The sequence below is a fragment of the Paenibacillus sp. FSL H8-0259 genome (assembly GCF_037963255.1).
In the GTDB taxonomy this organism is placed as follows: Bacteria; Bacillota; Bacilli; order Paenibacillales; family Paenibacillaceae; genus Paenibacillus_AQ; species Paenibacillus_AQ phytohabitans.
On sequence record NZ_CP150147.1, the window covers coordinates 7,292,918 to 7,310,561 of the forward strand.

Sequence of the window (17,644 nt, forward strand, 5' to 3'; positions counted from 1 at the left end):
TGAACCGAACCAACAACTTAAAGGGAGTGTCCTATTCATGCAAGCGAAGCAAGAGAAGCAGCCGGCATTACAGGCGGGTAACGCCAGTACTCCGGGCCTGCGCAAAACATTCAAAGCAAGACATCTGACCATGATCGCCCTGGGCGGTTCCATCGGAACCGGGCTGTTCCTGGCCAGCGGCGGTGCGATCGCCTCCTCCGGTCCGGGCGGAGCACTGCTTGCCTATACCGCAGTCGGCATCATGGTCTATTTCCTGATGACCAGCCTCGGTGAGCTGGCTACCTATTTGCCGGATTCCGGTTCTTTCAGCACGTACGGAACCCGGTTTGTCAGCCCCGCCTTCGGCTTCGCCATCGGCTGGAACTTCTGGTACAACTGGGCGGTAACGATAGCAGCGGAGCTGTCAGCTGCTACCGTCATTATTAAATACTGGTTCCCGGACAGCCCTTCCATGCTCTGGAGCCTGTTGTTCCTGCTGATCATGTTCGGCCTGAACTTCCTCTCCTCGCGCGGTTACGGCGAGTCAGAATATTGGTTTGCCATCATTAAGATTATCACCGTCATTGTCTTCCTCGTTGTCGGTGTCCTTATGATCTTCGGTATTATGGGCGGCAAGGCGGTGGGGCTCAGCAACTTCCAGCTGGGAGGCAGCTCGTTCCACGGCGGCTTCTTCGCCTTCGTCGGTGTCTTCATGGCCGCCGGATTCTCCTTCCAGGGGACGGAGCTGGTCGGGGTCGCTGCGGGCGAGAGTGAGAATCCCCGCAAGAATGTACCGGTAGCCATCCGCCAGGTATTCTGGCGCATCCTGATCTTCTATATCTTCGCCATTCTCGTAATCGGTCTGCTGATTCCTTATACCAATCCCGATCTGCTCCGCGGCGGGATTGATGATATCGGTGTCAGCCCGTTCACGATCGTCTTTAACAAAGCCGGACTGGCAATTGCCGCTTCCGTAATGAACGCCGTCATCCTCAGCTCCGTGCTGTCTGCCGGGAATTCCGGGATGTATGCCTCTACACGTGTCCTGTACGCCATGGCGAAGGACGGCATGGCTCCGCGTGCCCTCGGCAAGCTGAACCGCAGAGGCGTGCCTGTAGGCGCGCTGCTCGTGACCACAGCTGTCGGCATGCTGGCCTTCCTCGCCTCCTTCTTCGGAGACGGCGCAGTTTACAACTGGCTGCTGAATGCCTCCGGGATGTGCGGCTTCATCAACTGGCTAGGGATTGCCGTCTGTCATTACCGCTTCCGCCGCGCCTTCGTCAAGCAGGGGCATTCGCTGGATGAACTGCCTTACCGGGCGAAATGGTTCCCGTTTGGTCCGCTGTTTGCCTTCGCCCTCTGCATGGTGGCCGTATTTGGCCAGAACATGGGCGCCTTCACCGGTTCCAAAATCGACTGGTACGGCATTCTGGTCTCTTATGTCAGCGTACCTCTGTTCCTTCTGATCTGGCTGGGCTACGGCTGGTTCCGCAAGAGCAGCATTGTCCCGCTGGACAAATGTGATCTGAGCACTCACGCAGAGTAACTCTTTGCAGGTCATATAATCAAGTACCAAGCCTATATACAACAATTGGAAACGGCTACGCCGTCCTTTAAAAGGATAGCGTAGCCGTTTCAGCGAGAAATAGAAGGTTAAGTGGATCATGTTAAACATATAATTTCTTATATTTGAACAAAATTACCCTTACGGGTAAAGCAAGCTGAGGGCTTGTACGACCTGCTCCTCATTTGCTCCTTTAGCTCACATTCGGGGAATTTAAGGGCTCTAATGCTCCTCATTTGCTCCTTCAGCTCGCATCCGGGGAATTCAAGGGCACTAATGCTCCTCATTTGCTCCTTTGGCTCACATTCGGGGAATTCAAGGGCACTAATGCTCCTCATTTGCTCCTTTTGCTCGCATTCGGGGAATTCAAGGGCACTAATGCTCCTCATTTGCTCCTTTAGCTCGCATTCGGGGAATTCAAGGGCACTTATGCTCTTTATTCCCTCCTTTGGCCAACGTACGGCGGAATTAGTGGGATTTATCCCTTTGATTTCACCATACCGCCGACTTTCAGCGGAGAATTAGTGGGATTTATCCCTTTATTTTCTCCATACCGCCGACCGTCGGCGGAATTAGTGGGATTTATCCCTTTGATTTCTCCATACCGCCCACTTTCAGCGGAATTAGTGGGATTTATCCCTTTAGTTTCCCCATACCGCCCACTTTCAGCGGAATTAGTGGGATTTATCCCTTTATTTTCTCCATACCGCCGACTTTCAGCGGAATTAGTGGGATTTATCCCTTTAGTTTCCCCATACCGCCCACTTTCAGCGGAATTAGTGGGATTTATCCCTTTAGTTTCCCCATACCGCCCACTTTCAGCGGATTCAGTACAAAGACCGGTTTCGGCCACATTATCGTGGCCTGAACCGGTCTTTTTTTTGCGTCAGTAGATTAAGTTTAAGTATGCTTTTGTACTAAAGAACGTCCCCTTGGAGCTGTTGATTATGCCCAGGTTGTGATTGTCTCAACCGGCAGGCGGTAGGATGGGTAGCCTTCTTTGGCTGCTTTCCCTATCGAGATCAGCATGACCGGCTGGAACCGGTCTTTGTCCAGACCAAAAGCTTCCGCGATCTTATCCTTCTCATAACCGGCCATCGGGTTGGTGTCATATCCATGGGCCCGGGCAACAAGCATCAGCTGCATCGAAATAAGCGCCGAGTCAATCAGATTCACATCACGCAGCTCGGATGCAGATATCCCCGCATAATAAGGCTTCACTTGTTGCAGCTGCATATCCTTGACGTCGCTCGGCATGTAACCAAGTTCCACCGATTTGCCGAAAATTTCCTCTATATATTCAATATTATTCGCATCGTAAAATACCGCAATAACTGCCGAGGAAGTCAGAGCCTGTGTCTGGTTGAAGGAGGCCAGCGGTGCAAGCTTTTCTTTGCCTTCCGCGCTGTCAATAACAAGGAAACGCCATGGCTGCATGTTAATGGCAGACGGTGCACGGGAGGCTTCCGCCAGAATCTCGGTCATTTCCTCCCGGCTGATTTTTACTTCAGGATCATAGGCCTTCACGGAACGGCGCTCCAGAACGATCTCATTGAAATCGTTGGTTGTATGGTATTTCCCGGTGATTGTACTCATGTAAATTTCTCTCCTTTATCTATAGGTTTTCTTGTGCTGAAATGTCACTTATCATCACTACAAGAATTCTAAACTATGAAGTATACTTTATAGCAAGAGGGAAAAACGGGGTGATTTTAACATGAAAATTAGTGAAGTCGCAAAAATTGTTGATCTGCCTATATCAACCATCCGGTACTATGAGAAAATGGGCATTATCACGGATGAATATATCCTCAGGGAAGAGAACAATTACCGGAATTATGATGCAGAGATCATTCACCATTTGGGTGTTGTTAAGAATTGTCTGGCTGTCGGTTTTTCAATTAATGATATAAAATCCATGATCTCTAAAAATGGAATCTCCAAAGAAGAACAAACACGTATTATCAAAGATAAAATAGCAGATATTGAAGCTGCGCAAAAAAACCTTGAGGATTCCAAGCAATCTCTTTATGATCTTCTTGAGCTGGATATAACGTGCGAGGACGGGTTCGGAAAGTATTCTTGAGCGCTTCCGGCTGATTATCCGGAATTACAACAAACAGGGATGTCCCGCAGCCTATCGGCGCGGCAGACATCCCTGTTTGTTTGCTGTCCTGATGTAATTTTTTATTTTGGGGGCAAGCTAATACATATTCACAATCTACAATCTAAGGAGACTGCCATGAAAAAAATTTGGATCACCGCTCTGCTGGCGCTTATCTTCACCCTTAACAGCCCGGTGAGTTCAGCCGCTCCTGAGTATGCCAAATGGGGTGTCGTAGCCGTGAAAGCTGCGCAGCAGAAATACAATGCCGAGGTTATCGATTATAAGCATGTAGGCCGAACTCAAATAAAGCCAACGCTTGCGGAGGAGAAATTCAAGCTGTGGATCCGGAGCAAAGCCGGCCGGGAATTTGGCATATTCGTCATGGTCCGCTTCGACCCGTCGAACGATCAGCTGCAAACCATTCTTTTCTCGGAGACGGATCAATGGCGATAAAGCTATACTGTATCCCTTTCAATACTCTTATTTCCAGGTCACATACACCTTAAGATCCCCTGTATTGTCAAAAGGTGAACTGTTGAATGCCAAATTATTCAGCCCTATCTCATAGAGGACCTGCAGGTCCTGCCTCAGCAGCTTCTCACTGCCCCGGTAACGGAACAGCAGTGAGAGTTGGCCTGAATCCGCCGCCTGCTGCGCAAGCTTCTTCAAGTCTGCCGCCGAAGCGATCACTTGATCCTCCTCATACAGCCTGTAATCCAGAACCTCCTGCAGCTTCTTGTATCCGTCTGTCCCCTGTCCGCCCTGGCTGACCAGCTGTGACAGTGTCTCGGCATAACCGGTTGAAGCGGCCGGATATGTCTTGGTCCAGCTGTGGTCACGGCGCATCTGGGCATCCGTTCTCATGTAATATACGGTACTGATTCCACCCTCCGGACTAGGCTCCGGATCATCCCAGGTCGTGTCGAGATGATACCAGAGTCCGTCCAGCTGCACGAGATTCCAGGCATGCGACTGGGCAACGCCCCCCTCGGGCCTCGCAGTACCCTCCACAATCCTATTCGGTATACCCGCTCCCAGCAGCAGCTTATAGGTCAGCAGGGAATACCCCTGACATACCGCACTGCCCGTCTGAAGTCCCTCATACGCCGTATATTTACGGTATGAATTATCATATTGCAAATGCAGCACCACCCAGTCGTGGATGACTTTGACCTTCTGATGGCTGCTCATCCCCGGTGTAATTAATTCCTGCAGAATGGTCTTCACCTGCTTGTTAACATATGCTGTCTGCTGCAGCGTCTCCCGGTACTCCACCTGAATCGTCACGTTGGCAGAGCGTGTGCTCCCCCGGTAAGAAAACGCATAGCTGTCAATAATATAATAGAGATACGGATCGCTCCCCATCGCCTGATCGATTGAAGTCTGCACCTGGCTCTTCAGCTTATTTGTCTTGCCCTGATAAGTGAAGGTAATTGTCTCTCTGCGGTTGCTCATCGCCCCGGTCAGCTTCTGTGTCATCTCATTGACAGAACGCAGCACCACAGAATCAGCAGCAGCATAGGCATGCTCATACCCCCAGTATGTTGCGGGCGGGATAGCAGCAAAAACCAGCATGCCGCAAATCACGGTCTTCATCAGCGATATACGTCTCTTCCCCATAGCCTTCAAGTGCCTCCTGCAATCTATATAATGGATGATTAGCCGTTTACTCTATAGTAAATGCCGGAAATCCCCTGTATACAACTCCAACCCTAGAAACCTTTGAACCTGAACCTGAGATACCTGTTATATTCATTATTATCGGCCCGGCACACCCGGCGCATAAGTATCCACCCCATAAATATTATCAGGACAAGCACTGGTGGGCGGATGGGTGATGGGCAGGCGGTGAAGTGCTGGGGCAGGCGGTGAAGTGCTGGGGCAGGCGGAGTGCTGGGGCAGACAGAATGCTCAGGAGGTATGCGGGCACGCGAAAATAGATCATTAAAAAAGCCGCTGCATCCCGGTCCATCTCCGGGAAGCAGCGGCTTCGGCTGCGCTTATCTATGCTACACTTAAGCGTTCACGTTCACTGCTTACAACCTACAGACTACAGCGTCACAAGATAAGTCACACCGGCTTTAACCTCAATCGCAGGTTCTACCACCTGCGTGCTGCCGTCAGGAAGCTGCAGCTTCAGCTCCTGCGCATAGCTTAGACGTAGCAGTCCATCATACTTCGCTGTGATCCGGGCGGATACCAGCAGTCCATCCTGCCAGTCCATGTCAACCACATAGCCGCCGCGTGCCTTCAGGCCGCTAATCCGGCCGTTCTTCCAGGCTCGGGGCAGCGCCGGAAGCAGCGTAAGCTCACCCAGATGACTCTGCAGCAGCATTTCCGCAATACCCGCGGCAGCGCCGAAATTACCGTCAATCTGAAACGGCGGATGCGCGTCGAACAGATTCGGATAGACCGAACGGGTTAACAGCGTACGGACAAAGCCATAAGCCGAATCACCGTCCTCCAACCGGGCATACAGATTAATCAGCCAGGCGCAGCTCCAGCCGGTATGCCCGCCGCCGGAAGCGATCCGCTTCTGAAGCGATAAACGGCTCGCCGCCAGCAGCTCCGGTGTGTCCCGTTTGTTGATCCGGTTGCCCGGATAAAGGCTGTACAAGTGCGAGACATGACGGTGTCCAGGCTCGGATTCAGTGAAGTCATAGATCCACTCCTGCAGCCGCCCGTCCTCAGCAATCTTCAGCGGCGACAGACGGGAGAGCGTCTTCTCCAATTCAGCCTGGAACTCCGGATCCACGCCGAGAATCCGTGCAGCCTGCAGGCAGTGCTGCATCAATTCATTGATCAGGCTCATATCCATGGCCGAGCCCATGGATATGCTGCTGGCTCTGCCATCTTCTGTTACAAACCGGTTCTCCGGTGAAGTAGACGGGCTGGTTACCAGCTGGCCGTCCGGCCCCTCCACCAGCCAGTCCAGGCAGAAGAGCGCCGCTCCCTTCATTAACGGATAAGCCGTCTCTTCGAGATAAACGGCATCCGGCGTGAATTCGTAATGCTCCCACAAATGCCGGGACAACCAGACGCCGCCCATCGGCCAGAACGCCCAGCTGGCATCTCCGCCGGAAGGGTTAGACGCCTTCCACAGATCGACATTGTGATGAGCTACCCAGCCGCGTGCCCCGTAATGAATTGCAGCCGTTCTGGCCCCGGTCTCACTGAGCTCCTTGATCAGCTCAATTAACGGCTCATGAAATTCACTGAGATTACAGACCTCTGCCAGCCAGTAATTCATCTGCGTATTAATATTGGTTGTATAATTGCTGTTCCATGGCGGCTGTACATGATTATTCCAGATGCCCTGCAGATTGGCGGCCTGTGTTCCGGCACGCGAGCTGCCCATCAGCAGATAACGGCCATATTGGAACAGCAGCGCCTCCAGCGCCGGGTCCTCCTGACCGTTCTTATAGGCAGCCAGACGTTCATCGGTCGGCAGGTTGTCCGCTTCATGACCGCCCAGATCCAGATCCATGCGGCGGAATACCGCCTGATGATCTTCTGTATGCCGTCTCCGCAGCTCCTCATAGGACTTGCCGGCAGCTGCGGTCAGCCTGCTTGCACACAAATCCGCAGGGCTGACAATAACTGCGGAATCCTGAGCCGCTCCGGCTTTCTTATGGCTTGCTCTGGACCGCACCTCTTCATAGTCCGTGCCGGCCGCAAGCAGCAGAAGTACACGATCAGCGCCGGATATGACAAGCTTGCCATCCGAATGATGGATGCTTCCTCCCCCGGTTACCTGTACCTGCAGGTGCAGCTCGAAGGCAATTCCGAGACCCTCCTCATAGCGAACGGCCACGGGATGATCCTGATGATAGTTGTCAGCAATATGCGACGGACAGCGGCCATGGAGCACCAGTTGTTGCTCAGTTTCAGAACTGACCGTATGCTTCAGCTGGCTGCTGAGAGCAAGCTCCAGATGAAGTCCGCCCGGCACCGCACTTGTAACGTGAACGACACCCACCTTGTCAGGAGCACTGATAAATACTTCACGGGTAAAAGCCCTCTGCTCATTCTGATAAGTAACTCTGGCAATCCCGCTGTCCAGATCAAGCTCCCGTTCATACGCCGTGCAGTTCTCTACGCCAGCCTGCTCCAGCAACAGGTCACCCAGCGGCATATACGCCTGTGCATTTACCCCAAGCATATGCGCGTTGACCACATCCTCGGCTTCACCATATTTGCCGGAGGATACCAGCTCCCGTACCTTCTTCAGATACCGCAGGGCTTCATAGTTGTTCGTGTCCCGCGGAAATCCGGACCACAGGGTATCTTCATTCAGCTGAATCTGCTCTTTGGCGGTACCGCCAAACACCATAGCGCCCATATACCCGTTACCAAGCGGCAGTGCTTCTTCCCAGACTGCCGCCGGCTGGCCGTACTTTAATTTCCACGGGTGATGCCTGTTGTTATCCATTCTCTTCTCGCCCTCCGTAATAATATCTGAGTACGGCAAAAGGCCCTGACCTAAGTCGGGCCTTCGCTGTATGGAATGACCTACATCCCATTATTGATTAGAACGTTTTACCTGTCCACAGGGTTACTCTCTTTTTCACGAGCTCTGTGAATTCTTTTTCCATATCCTGAGCGCCGGCTTTATCCAGCTCTGCCAGGAAGGCATCATACACTTTATCGAAGTCTGCAGGTTTCGACAGGATGGCTTCAGGAATACGTTTGCGGATGATATCCTGTGTCTTCTTGAAGATTACCTGATATTGACCGTCAGTAGGAACCGGCAGGTTGTACAGGGCTCCTGTTTCTTTGATCGGGAATTCATCTTCTTTAGGGAACAGATCTTTCCATGTAGTAGCCTTGTAACCTGCAAGTGATTCCTTCTCAGCATCGGAGTAAGAAGCTACGATCTGTTCCGGGAAGCTTGTAGTGTAGTAGTTGCCAGTGGAATCCTTCACACCATCACCATAACGTGCACCGAAGATAAGGTACTGGCCAATCCCGGTTTTCTTCTGGGTGTTTGCGGTATCGTTAGCTAGACCATCGCTGATTTCCGGAAGAACTTCGCGTTTACCATCTGCATTTACAGTGTAGTGCGTGCCTTCAATACCCCAGGTTCTCAGAATCTGACCTTCATCGGAAGACATCCAGTCCAGCCATTTGATGATCCGGACAGGGTCTTTAGCTGCGGTAGTGATCGCAAGACCATAGCCGTCGATACCTGTCTGCATGAAGGAATGATCTTTATACTCATCAGACAGGGTTACAGGGAAGTGACCGTAAGTATACTCGTCTTTACCGGCTGCCTTCAGAGCATTCTCACCATCGGAGTATTCCCATTCCTGGGAGATCAGACCGAGTACACGGCCGCTGGCAACTTTAGCTTTGTATTGATCGTCTTTTTGTACGAAGGTATCCTTATCAAGCAGGCCTTGAGCGTACATTCCGTTCAACCAGCGGAAATACTCTTTTTCTGCCGGACGTTTGTAGTGCAGCTGTGCTTCATAGGTTTCAGGATCTACATAATACTCGCCATCATCCGGTGCACCTGTTGTAGTGAAAGCCGGGTTTGTAACGGTGATCATGATTTTCCAGTCATCAGCGTTCAGCGTCAGCGGAATGGTAGGCTGGCCATCGGTTTCCGGATGCAGAGCCACATAATCCTTAAGCACTTTCTCATAATCTGCCAGTGTCTTCACTTCAGGATAGCCCAGTTCCTTCAATACGCGGTGTTGAATTTCAAATCCGCCTGTAGCGTCGAAGGCTTGTTGGCCGACACCCATATTCGTAGGAATCTGATAGATCGCTTGGTCATCCAGGCTGTATTTCAGACGGCCCATGTTTTCGCCATAGACCTTCTTGAGGTTCGGAGCATATTTATCAATCAGTTCCGTCATATCAATAATCAGGCCGGCATCCACCAGGGTGCTCAAGTTTCCTTTGGCGAAGATCAGATCAGGTACGTCGCCGCTGGCAGCCATCATCGGGATTTTTTGGTCGCCGCCGCCGCTGCCTACATCAAATTCAGCGTCAATAGTAACACCTGTTTTTTCAGTAATGGCTTTACCGACTTCATCCTGCATTTTGTTCCAGTTCGGACTGGCGTCACCGCCGAAGAAAGAGATCGTGAACGGAGAAGTATCTAATGCGGTATCATCTGCTGCTGCATTAGTCGCTGCAGGTGTGTTTCCTGTGTTGTTAGATGTCGTGTTGTTGGCCGCATTATTGTTATTGCCTCCACAACCGGCGATCAGCATAGAGCTCATAAGCATGAGTGTAAAGATTGTTTTGGTACTCTTGCGATTCATTGTATATCCCCCTTGTAAATTAGTATGTTTCATCTATGCATATCAGGATAGACCTGAATATACCATTGTGAACGCTTGCAAAACTACTATAAATATAAATTCCACTATTTAACAATAACCCTGAGATTGGATAGCCGCCTGATCCTGCACTGAACCAGGCAGCTGTTCCATTTCAATCTATTGTCAGGCTTACGCTTTAACTGCACCCAGCGTCATACCGCCTACGAAGTACTTTTGCAGGAACGGGTATACAACCAGAATAGGTACAGTTACGACAATCGTAATCGCCATCTTGATCGATTCTGGTGAAATCTGCGCCATCTGCCGCGCCATATCGTTCGCATTCACCATGCCGCTGCCCTGATTGGTAGACGACAATACCTTCATCAGCTCATACTGCAATGTAGTCAAGTGCGGCTTGTTACCGTTATACAGATACGTTGTGAACCATTCATTCCATTGGCCAACGGCCAGGAACAGCGCGATGGTTGCCAGTACCGGTTTACAGAGCGGAAGGATGATCTTATAGAAAATCATAAAGTCATTCGCCCCGTCCAGCTTGGCGGATTCCTGAAGAGCAAATGGCAGCCCGTCCATAAAGGAACGGATAATGAAGACGTTAAATGCGGAAACCATACCCGGAAGGATGTAAATCCAGAACGTTCCGATCAGATTCAAATCTTTCATCAGAATGTACATAGGCACCATACCGCCGGAGAAATACATCGTCAGGGCCAGGAAAGTCGAGATGAATTTTCTCGCTCTAAATTCCGGACGGCTGAGCGTAAAGGCCAGCATGGAAGCACTGATCAGACCCAGAAGTGTACCTGAAAGGGTACGCAGAATGGAGATCTTGAAGCCCTGAATCAGACCGGTATAGCTGAAGATCCGCTGGTAATTCTCAAGCGTCCAGGCTCTCGGGAAGATATAGATGCCGCCCCGAACGGTATCTGTAGATTCATTGAAAGAAATCGCCAGTACGTTCAGGAAGGGATACAACGTCACAATCATGATTAATGTAAGTGCAGTGTACAGAAAGATGTCGAATGCACGCTCACCTTTTGTCATTTGAAATGCTTTGCCACCCATTTATGGTCCCCTCCTTACATAATGCTTTCTTTAGTGAATTTCTTCATCAGACCGTTAGCCGTGAACAGCAGAATTACACTGACTACGGAGGTGAACATGCTTATTGCAGTACCATAAGAGAACCGCATGATCTGAATACCATACTTAAGCGCATACAAATCCAGCACTTCCGAATAATCGGTGACCAGGTTGTTCTGCAGCTGGAACTGCTTCTCGAAGCCGATACCGATCAGATGGCCGATGTTCATAATGAGCAGCACCATAACGGTTGAACGGATACCCGGCAAAGTAATATTGAATGCCTGCTTAATTCTTCCCGCACCATCCACTTTTGCCGCTTCGTACAGCTCTTTATCGATCCCTGTAATCGCTGCCAAATAGATGATTGCACCCCAGCCTGTTTCTTTCCATATATCGGATGCAGTCAAAATTCCCCAGAAATATTTGCCTTGGGCCATGAACTGGATCGGCTCATCAGTGATATGTAACCACATCAGCAAATCGTTCACGATTCCTCCGTCGATCGCGAGTGTCTTGTAGACAATCCCGCCTACAACGACCCAGGAGACAAAGTGAGGCAGATAAGATACCGTTTGAACCGTTCTCTTGAAAATACTCCCCCGCAGCTCATTGAGCATGATAGCAAACGTAATGGGAACCACGAAGCCAAAGATCAGCCCGAGGACGCTCATGGACAGGGTATTTCTTAATACGAGATAGAAACGTTCGTCATGGAACAACTCCTTGAAGTTATCCAGTCCGACCCACTTCTGTTCGCCGAATGTCTTAGCCGGCTTATAATTTTGGAATGCCATCAACCATCCCCATATGGGTACATAGCTGAAAATAAATACCCAGATCACGAATGGAAGAGACATCAGATATAAGTACTTTTGCTGCAGTACGCTTTTCCAAAATCCACTATTCCGTTTCGCAGGTGGGCGGGGGGTTACGCTTTCATTTGCTGTAACACCGTTTTCAGTGAGCGCTTTCACGATCATTATTCCCCCTTCGTTTTTATAGTCTTATCTTACCGCAGCACCCCGGGAGAGAATACCCAACAGATTTCACGTAAAATCCTGTCTAAATTAGAGATTCTCCCAGGCCGCGCTGCTTAAGACTTGAACTCGCTTTCAACGGGAATAGAAAACGCTATCTCGGTACCTTCACCTGATCGGCTTGTAATCCTCAGACCATGCTCCTCTCCGTAATATAGAGTCAGTCTCTGATGAACATTGCGCAGGCCGATCCGTCCCCGTTCCTCTTCCTCCACTTTGCTAATCACATCCACGATCTCGGACAGTCTTTCCTCCTTCATGCCGATGCCGTCATCTGTCACAAGCACCTGAACCTCCTGGTTCTCATCCAGCGTTATACTGACATTGACATGAACGGTACCTTGCTTATTCTCCAGCCCGTGGACTACGGAATTCTCTACAAGCGGCTGGATAATGAGCGGCGGGATCATGATTTCAGCTGCTCTAGGGTCAAATTTAATCTCATACTCCAGCCTGTCCTCATACCGGAATTTCTGGATCTCCAGATAAGAGCGGATCATCTCTACTTCTTCCTTGATCGGCGCCCGTTCGCGGCCTACTTCAAGGTTCTTGCGCATAAGCTTACCGAGCAGTCTGACGATGTTCGCAATCTCCTTCTCTCCCTTAAGATGCGCATTCATGCGGATCGATTCCAGTGCGTTGAACAGGAAATGCGGATGGATCTGGCTCGCCATCATCTTCAATTTGATCTCCCGCTGGGCGATCTCCAGTGCACTGTTCTTCTCATTGCTCTCAATAACCTGGGTGATCAGCCGGTTAATACTTGCCACCATATAATTGAATTGCCGCGACAGCTGGCCGATCTCATCCGTCCCGTCAATCCGGGAGACGATATTCAGATTGCCAAGGGCTACCTGATTCAGCTGGCGGCTCAGGCGCAGCAGACGGTTGGTGGTCAGCAGGGAGATGGTGTATACAAACACAAGGGCAACCAGCAGCACACCAATAACGATCAGGAGGCCCAGCTTGCTGACATTATTGGCATCGCTCAGAATGCTTTTCGTTTCAAATATAGAGATAATCTTCAGCTTGCTGCTGCTCAGCTCAGGAGACATTTCATCAATAATGACGTAAGAATCCTTGTCCTTCACCCTGGTTTTGAGCACCCCCTTGGACTGCAATTGCACATCAACGCCAATGTCAAAATCATCCACTGTGCTGCCTACAAGCTGCGGATCATTGGCCGACACAATATAACCCTGCTCATCGATGATTAACGTATCGAACGGCTCCTGATAGAGCATCTGATTCAGTTCATCCTGAGAAACCTGCACCATCAGTATTCCGGATTTGCCGGATTCCCGGTAGTACACCTGACGGATCAGGCTGAGCTTGTTGATCGTCCCTTTGGGGCTGTTAAAATATTTCTCCTTGTCGGGAATATACATCCAGTAAATCTCTCCGGACTGCATGGCTTTCTTGTACCAGGCTCTCGACTCCAGCTCCGGAGTCAATGGTGCAATCGACATATCATCAACCAGGCTCGGATTATCAATGAAAAAGCGGATATTAGAAATTTCCCGGTACCGCAGAACATATACACGGATATCCGTGTAATTCAAATAAGCCTTTGTAAGCGCCAATGCATCCGGGTAATGCATAGTGACCAGCTGCTCAAGCTCCTCGTCAAAATAGAGCAGATTAGAAATATCCGTCGGAACACGCAGCTTGCTGGACAATTGGCTTTTGATCTTCTCCACGTTGTTGGTGGCCTGATCAATTGCTCTATTCAAGGCTCCCTCTCGAAAATAGCTTGTAAGAATAATACCAACAATCAGCACGGGTATCATGACGACAATAATGTAGAAAAAAATCAGCTTATATTTCAGCTTCATATTATTGATCATTCGCACCAGCTTCTTAATAACAATTCCCCCTTCCGTTCCATGGAAAACAGGCTGCTCCCCTTATCCTCTGCAGATAGGGAACAGCCTGTATATCATAAGCCTCACGCTGAACGTTCGGCAAGTTCACAGTTCTAACCGCCCATGCTGCTCGCGGGCCTGCCCGGCAGCCGGGATATTAATTCTCTTTGCGGTAGGCCGACGGGGATACTCCGACATATTTGCGGAACTTGGCATTAAAATAATCGGAGTTCATATAGCCGACCCGCTCTGCAACCTCATAGACTTTCATGCCTTGCGTCAGGAACTGCTTGGCTTTCTCAATTCTGACTTTATCCAGATACGTGTTGAAGTGCTCTCCCACCTGATTCTTGAACATTTTGCCCAAATACGCGCTATTATAGTTGAAAATTTCGGAAAGCGAGCCCAGCTTCAAATTCTCATTATAGCGGCGCTGGATCAGGTCCGTGATCCGCTTGATTTCATCTCCGCGCCCGCCGCTGCCGATCAGCCCGGAAATTTGCTCCATATAAGCGGATACCAGCTGCTCCACATCATGCAGGTTAGCACTGCTGTACATTTCACCCATAGGCGAGGCTTGACCGGCAATCAGTGCACGGATGTCCGGATTCGCTGCCTCCAGGCGGGCAATGGTACTGCTGACAATCCGCATCAGGTTATCCTTGATATAAGTTTCTTCGCGCCGGGCATGAACCAGCTGGCGGACAATTTGCCCTATAAGCCCGCGGGCCACCTCACCGCTTCCGGCCTCAACAGCAAGCAGCAGCTGTACCTCTACATCCCGCTCCGGGTCCGGCTCCTCCTCGAATTCCCCGGTCCTCTTCACGGGTTCATTCCAGTTATCCGGCTTCCCGCTGAGCAGCGTGTCCTTCTGCCCGAAAAAAGCATCGTCCAGCCGGGCACGTGCTGTGGCAAACGACAGGAACGCCTCTTCCGGGCTGCCCGCTGCACCGCCTGCTGCGGCCTGAAACTCCAGTCCTTCCTTCGCTGTAATATAATGCAGCTCCTGCCATAGCGACTCCCGGGCACTGTCATTTGCAAGCGGTTCCTTCAAAAGAATCCCCATATACGGGGGAAGCGTGAAGAATAAGCCGCGCTCTTCCTCTTCCAGCCAATGCCGCTCCATCAGGGTCTTCACCTGTTCCTCACGGCTGTCCTCCCCTTTGTTAAGCCCTTTCAATTCCAGCAATATCACTTCGCAGCTGCATCCTTCCAGCCCCAGCTGAGCCGCAGCCTCTGCGGAAGCCTCTCCACCTTCCTTCGGCTGCAGCAGCTCGCGCAGCAGCACTTCGGTGGTCTTCGCCGGCTCCCCGGACTGCCATTCGATCATCCGTTCTTCCAGGCTTATCTTCTCACGCAGCTCCTGCAGATAGGTGATCAATTCCTCCTCATCGACCGGCTTAAGCAAATAACCGTCGATATGGTAGGCAATCGCCCGTTTGGCATATTCAAAGTCGGCATAGCCGCTAAGAATCAGCACATGGCAGTTAGGGCTCTCTTTGCGGAGCTCGGAGATCAGTTCCAGACCGTCCATCCCGGGCATGCGGATATCTGCAATCACAAGGCCGGGCGCGAGCGCATGGAACTTGTCCAGTGCTTCATATCCGTTCGCCGCTGTTGCCACTACGGTGTATCCCTCTTCTTCCCAGGGGATCAGCGTCCGCATCCCTTCTCTTAGCTTGGGCTCATCATCTACAATCAGTACTTTGATCAATATGGGTTCACCCCCTCATTTAAAAAGAAAACAGCTGCCACCCTGTGAGGAATGGCAGACATTAAGTGCTGGATATACGACTGGTATAAAATGAACAAATGATCTCCCATTAGGCGAGGACGTAACTACAGTGAATATTTGGACTTCCGGCCGCTGTTGTCCCCAGATTTCTTGAATTCAAACCGCTGTACGCGGTGGAAATCCGCAGACTGATGATGCTTCCGGAGCGAGCTTTCCTGCGGAAAGCTTTCAGGCGGACGCTGTCGCTCCTTCCAGTTCCAAAATTCCCCTCCGTTACTACAGCCCTTTTGGTATGGAATTAAGTTCAACTTATACAAGTTCATTAAAATATGTGATTGTTTATATTTTACACTAAATTATTTACGATACAAAGCCAGCTTCTCATTCAGTTCGCGGGTCTGGCTGTAAACATCCTTGTACAAGGCGAAGATGCCGTCGTAGATTGCAGCCTGCTCTGCATTAGGAGTGTAGGTTTCAGCCGGACGGATGAAGGCTTCCGCGCACGCTCCCAGCGATTCAAACCAGCCGGCACCGTAAGCAGCCAGCATCGCCGCGCCCATAGCCGGACCTTGCTCACTCTCCAGCTTGATGATCGAAGCGCCGAAGATATCGGCCTGCATCTGCAGCCAGGCTTCATTCTTGGCGCCGCCGCCGATAGCCACCACCTCGGTGATCTCTTTGCCGGATTCACGTACAATCTCAATTGATTCACGCAGCGAGAAGGTGATGCCTTCCAGCACAGCGCGTGTAAAGTGGGACAGTGTATGGCCGGAATCCATGCCGATGAAGCTGCCGCGGATGTTCGCATCCGGATGCGGTGTACGTTCTCCGCTGATATACGGTGTGAACAAGAGGCCGCCGCTGCCAGCCGGAATCTCATTTACGCCCTGGAGCAATTCGTCGAAGCTCTTCTCAGCGGCAAAAGTCTCCTTGAACCAGGTCAGACTGTGGCCCGCCGCCAGTGTAACGCCCATGATGTAGAAGGCATCCTTCTCACTATGGTTGAAGAAATGGACTTTGCCTTCAAGGTTAAGATCCTTGTTGCTCTCATAAGACAACACGACTCCGGAAGTACCGATGCTGCACATCGTCCGGCCTTCACCCAGAATTCCGGCACCGAGTGCGCCGCAGGCATTGTCTGCACCACCGGCGAACACCTTGGTGGAAGGCAGCAATCCGGAAGCTTCGGCAATCTCCGGAAGCAGGGTTCCGGTCTGCTCGAAGGATTCCACAAGTCTAGGGCAGATAGAGAGCGGCAGACCGAAGGCTTCGGCAATCTCCGGGCTCCACTGCTTGGAGCCTACGTCGAGCAGCAGGGTTCCGGCTGCGTCTGAATAATCCATAGCGTAGTCACCGGTCAGGCGGTAACGCACATAATCCTTCGGCAGCAGGAACAGCTCAGCCTGCGCCAATACCTCCGGCTCGTTCTCTTGAACCCAAAGAATCTTCGGAAGCGTGAAGCCTTCCAGCGCGCGGTTTCTGGCAACTTCGATCAGCTTGCCGCCAAGCGTCTTCTCAATCTTGCGGCACTGGGCTGTTGTGCGTGTATCGTTCCACAGGATCGCCGGACGCAGAGCCTTACCTTCACCGTCAACGAGCACCAGTCCGTGCATTTGACCGGAGAAGCTGATTCCATCCACTTGCGAAGAATCTACACCGGATACCTCCATTAGCCGCTTCAGGCTGACGATCGTTCCTTTAACCCAATCCTCCGGATTCTGCTCACTCCAGTTCGGCTGGGGTCTGCTGAGCGGATAAGCCTCAGAGTGCTCGAACGCAACTTTGCCCTGGGGATCTACCAATACAGTCTTCACTGCGCTGGTTCCGAGATCGACACCGATTACATATTTCATAGTTATCCTCCTAAAAGTTATATGAAGCATTACTTCTATTGGAACATCTCCGCAATATAACTCGCCTCGTAAGCATAATCTTAAGTTTTGCGAGCTTCTGCTTCCTGAATTCACTTCGA

Annotated in this window: 12 protein-coding genes; 3 read left to right on the forward strand and 9 right to left on the reverse strand. The window is 51.0% G+C overall.

Features of this window, described 5'->3' with window-relative positions:
• The first annotated feature begins 37 nt into the window (after positions 1 to 37).
• Positions 38 to 1,525 carry an amino acid permease gene (locus NSU01_RS31260; RefSeq protein WP_042140020.1) on the forward strand — a complete coding sequence of 496 codons (1,488 nt, stop codon included), beginning with the start codon at positions 38 to 40 and terminating at the stop codon, positions 1,523 to 1,525.
• A gap of 963 nt (positions 1,526 to 2,488) precedes the next feature.
• Here NSU01_RS31260 and NSU01_RS31265 read toward each other — a convergent pair.
• Positions 2,489 to 3,139, reverse strand: a complete 651-nt coding sequence (locus tag NSU01_RS31265; protein WP_076246994.1) for a nitroreductase family protein — start codon at positions 3,137 to 3,139, stop codon at positions 2,489 to 2,491.
• Positions 3,140 to 3,260: 121 nt separating this feature from the next.
• On the opposite strand from NSU01_RS31265, the gene NSU01_RS31270 reads away from it, so the two are divergent.
• Both NSU01_RS31270 and NSU01_RS31275 read left to right on the forward strand, forming a co-directional pair.
• Positions 3,261 to 3,629 (forward strand): MerR family transcriptional regulator, encoded by a 369-nt coding sequence (locus NSU01_RS31270; protein ID WP_042140022.1) that lies wholly within the window; start codon positions 3,261 to 3,263, stop codon positions 3,627 to 3,629.
• A 156-nt stretch (positions 3,630 to 3,785) separates the two neighbouring features.
• Entirely contained in the window at positions 3,786 to 4,103 is a 318-nt protein-coding gene (locus tag NSU01_RS31275; RefSeq protein WP_076246998.1) for a DUF3889 domain-containing protein, read from the forward strand.
• A 27-nt stretch (positions 4,104 to 4,130) separates the two neighbouring features.
• Here NSU01_RS31275 and NSU01_RS31280 read toward each other — a convergent pair whose 3' ends face one another.
• The 8 genes from NSU01_RS31280 to xylB all read right to left on the reverse strand — a co-directional run bounded on the left by NSU01_RS31280 (position 4,131) and on the right by xylB (position 17,525).
• Positions 4,131 to 5,270: a transglutaminase domain-containing protein gene (locus tag NSU01_RS31280; RefSeq protein ID WP_076247000.1), complete on the reverse strand. Its 1,140-nt coding sequence runs from the start codon at positions 5,268 to 5,270 to the stop codon at positions 4,131 to 4,133.
• A 430-nt stretch (positions 5,271 to 5,700) separates the two neighbouring features.
• A complete protein-coding gene (locus tag NSU01_RS31285) occupies positions 5,701 to 8,082 on the reverse strand; it encodes a glycoside hydrolase family 95 protein (protein WP_076247003.1) in 2,382 nt (793 codons plus the stop codon).
• A 97-nt stretch (positions 8,083 to 8,179) separates the two neighbouring features.
• The gene (locus NSU01_RS31290; RefSeq protein ID WP_042140025.1) at positions 8,180 to 9,925 is read right to left on the reverse strand and encodes an ABC transporter substrate-binding protein; all 1,746 of its coding nucleotides are present in this window, start codon (positions 9,923 to 9,925) and stop codon (positions 8,180 to 8,182) included.
• Positions 9,926 to 10,114: 189 nt separating this feature from the next.
• Positions 10,115 to 11,014: a carbohydrate ABC transporter permease gene (locus NSU01_RS31295; RefSeq protein ID WP_042140026.1), complete on the reverse strand. Its 900-nt coding sequence runs from the start codon at positions 11,012 to 11,014 to the stop codon at positions 10,115 to 10,117.
• A 14-nt stretch (positions 11,015 to 11,028) separates the two neighbouring features.
• The gene (locus NSU01_RS31300) at positions 11,029 to 12,015 is read right to left on the reverse strand and encodes an ABC transporter permease subunit (protein WP_081970288.1); all 987 of its coding nucleotides are present in this window, start codon (positions 12,013 to 12,015) and stop codon (positions 11,029 to 11,031) included.
• 113 nt (positions 12,016 to 12,128) lie between these two features.
• Positions 12,129 to 13,919, reverse strand: coding sequence for a histidine kinase (locus NSU01_RS31305; protein ID WP_076247005.1), 1,791 nt, complete (start codon positions 13,917 to 13,919; stop codon positions 12,129 to 12,131).
• A 175-nt stretch (positions 13,920 to 14,094) separates the two neighbouring features.
• The gene (locus NSU01_RS31310) at positions 14,095 to 15,651 is read right to left on the reverse strand and encodes a response regulator transcription factor (protein WP_076247007.1); all 1,557 of its coding nucleotides are present in this window, start codon (positions 15,649 to 15,651) and stop codon (positions 14,095 to 14,097) included.
• A 377-nt stretch (positions 15,652 to 16,028) separates the two neighbouring features.
• Positions 16,029 to 17,525, reverse strand: coding sequence for a xylulokinase (gene xylB, locus NSU01_RS31315; RefSeq protein ID WP_076247009.1), 1,497 nt, complete (start codon positions 17,523 to 17,525; stop codon positions 16,029 to 16,031).
• Positions 17,526 to 17,644 lie beyond the last annotated feature (119 nt).

Excerpts from the sequence above, each read along its gene's own strand:
- NSU01_RS31285 (WP_076247003.1), bottom strand. The coding sequence starts at position 8,082 with ATGGATAACAACAGGCATCACCCGTGGAAATTAAAGTACGGCCAGCCG.
- NSU01_RS31260 (WP_042140020.1), top strand. The coding sequence starts at position 38 with ATGCAAGCGAAGCAAGAGAAGCAGCCGGCATTACAGGCGGGTAACGCC.
- NSU01_RS31280 (WP_076247000.1), bottom strand. The coding sequence starts at position 5,270 with ATGGGGAAGAGACGTATATCGCTGATGAAGACCGTGATTTGCGGCATG.
- NSU01_RS31290 (WP_042140025.1), bottom strand. The coding sequence starts at position 9,925 with ATGAATCGCAAGAGTACCAAAACAATCTTTACACTCATGCTTATGAGC.
- NSU01_RS31305 (WP_076247005.1), bottom strand. The coding sequence starts at position 13,919 with ATGATCAATAATATGAAGCTGAAATATAAGCTGATTTTTTTCTACATT.
- NSU01_RS31300 (WP_081970288.1), bottom strand. The coding sequence starts at position 12,015 with ATGATCGTGAAAGCGCTCACTGAAAACGGTGTTACAGCAAATGAAAGC.
- xylB (WP_076247009.1), bottom strand. The coding sequence starts at position 17,525 with ATGAAATATGTAATCGGTGTCGATCTCGGAACCAGCGCAGTGAAGACT.
- NSU01_RS31295 (WP_042140026.1), bottom strand. The coding sequence starts at position 11,014 with ATGGGTGGCAAAGCATTTCAAATGACAAAAGGTGAGCGTGCATTCGAC.
- NSU01_RS31265 (WP_076246994.1), bottom strand. The coding sequence starts at position 3,139 with ATGAGTACAATCACCGGGAAATACCATACAACCAACGATTTCAATGAG.
- NSU01_RS31270 (WP_042140022.1), top strand. The coding sequence starts at position 3,261 with ATGAAAATTAGTGAAGTCGCAAAAATTGTTGATCTGCCTATATCAACC.
- NSU01_RS31275 (WP_076246998.1), top strand. The coding sequence starts at position 3,786 with ATGAAAAAAATTTGGATCACCGCTCTGCTGGCGCTTATCTTCACCCTT.